The sequence below is a fragment of the Paracoccus litorisediminis genome (assembly GCF_009711205.1).
Lineage (GTDB): Bacteria > Pseudomonadota > Alphaproteobacteria > Rhodobacterales > Rhodobacteraceae > Paracoccus > Paracoccus litorisediminis.
The window spans coordinates 1-1762 of record NZ_WMIG01000054.1; the positions used below are offsets into that span (position 1 = coordinate 1).

1 protein-coding gene and 1 pseudogene are annotated in these 1762 nt (G+C 60.6%); both read left to right on the forward strand.

From position 1 onward, the window contains the following. Positions 1 to 272 precede the first annotated feature (272 nt). The gene (locus GL300_RS25990; protein WP_155042571.1) at positions 273 to 1634 is read left to right on the forward strand and encodes an IS110 family RNA-guided transposase; all 1362 of its coding nucleotides are present in this window, start codon (positions 273 to 275) and stop codon (positions 1632 to 1634) included. Further along, a pseudogene (locus GL300_RS25995) lies at positions 1621 to 1762 on the forward strand (IS3 family transposase); the annotation flags it as partial. The gene GL300_RS25990 and the pseudogene GL300_RS25995, both read left to right, overlap by 14 nt.

Genomic DNA, 1762 nt, shown 5'->3' on the forward strand with positions numbered 1-1762 from the left:
AAGAGGTCGTCGCGGATCTCACCCTTGAGAACCGATTGCTAAAAAACCGTCCCGGGCCGCTGCCCGCCTGTGCGCGGTATAAACAGCCTGTGCTATGCTACGCCCGAAGGGCAGATGCCGACTGCTTATTGGTGGACTGGACCCCGTTAAAAAACGTGGCACATGGGCCGATGCGCACTTGAGAGTGGTGACGCTGCCATCGCGGCGATCCCGGTTAGGAAGATGACGAACTTGCATGGCCCACGCCCTTCGCCTGGAACGGAGGAGATGCCATGACGAAGCGCAAATCCGGTGGCCACCCGGACCTGAAGATGGTCAACCCCAATGCGGCCGCGATCGATATCGGCTCGACGATGCACATGGCGGCTGTGAACCCTGACACCGACATCATGCCAGTGCGTGCCTTTGGAACATTCACCCAGGATTTGCACGACCTTGCCGACTGGTTCCGGTCGTGCGGTGTCACCAGCGTGGCCATGGAATCGACCGGCGTTTACTGGATACCGGCCTTCGAAATCTTGGAAGCGAATGGCTTCGAGGTCATCCTCGTGAATGCCCGCTACGCCAAGAATGTGCCAGGCCGCAAAACCGACGTCAGCGATGCCGGATGGCTGCGCCAGCTGCATTCCTATGGTTTGCTACGTGGCAGCTTCCACCCCGAAGCCGAGATCGCCACTCTGCGCGCTTATATGCGCCAACGCGAACGTCTGACAGAGTATGCAGCCGCTCACATCCAGCACATGCAGAAGGCGCTGATGGAGATGAACCTGCAATTGCATCATGTGGTGTCGGACATCACAGGCGCAACGGGCATGCTGATCATCCGTGCCATCGTCGGTGGAGAGCGTGATCCCGAAGTTCTTGCCGCCTTCCGGGATGTCCGCTGCAAGTCATCGATGGGCACGATCAAAGCCGCGCTGGTCGGTAATGATCGCCCGGAGCATGTCTTTGCTCTCACACAGTCGCTGGAGCTATACGACTTCTACAAGGCGCAGATTGAGGCGTGCGACCGCAGGCTGGAGGCAGCGATTACCGCGCTGACTGTCCGGGCCGACGATGATCTGGCTCCGCTGCCGAAGGCACGGATCAAAGGCAAGCAGCACAACGCGCCGTCTTTCGATGTGCGGGCCGCGCTTTACGGGGTTTTGGGCACAGACCTGACGCAAATACACGGTCTTGGCCCGTCGCTGGCACTGAAGCTGGTGGCCGAATGCGGCACGGACCTGCGCGCTTGGAGAAGCGCAAAGCACTTCACGTCTTGGCTCTGTCTGGCCCCCGGGAACAAGATATCGGGGGGCAAGCTGCTGTCCTCACGGACACGCCGATCCTCCAGTCGTGCGGCCGCTCTCCTGCGCCTGGCTGCTGTCACGATTGGCAAAAGCGACACGGCCTTGGGCGCGTTCTACCGTCGGCTGTCATCTCGCATAGGCAAGCAAAAGGCAGTAACTGCCACAGCGCGCAAGATCGCAGTCTTGTTCTACAACGCCATCCGCCATGGCATGACCTACCAGGATCAGGGGGCGACAGCCTACGACGAGCGGCACCGGCAGCGCGTGTTGTCAAACCTTCAACGGCGCGCCAGGGCTCTCGGGTTTGCATTGGCGCCCATCCCCGCGACGGCGGCTGTTTCTTAGGAAGCATGAGCGGGGCTGGGGGCGACGACGCATGAGATATCCAGCCTCTGAAAAGCTTGAGATCATTCGGCTGGTCGAGGGCTCGCATCTTTCGGTGCGACGCACCCTGACAAAGCTGGGGATCGCAC

Coding starts and splice junctions, on each gene's coding strand:
- GL300_RS25990 (WP_155042571.1), top strand. CDS start 273: ATGACGAAGCGCAAATCCGGTGGCCACCCGGACCTGAAGATGGTCAAC.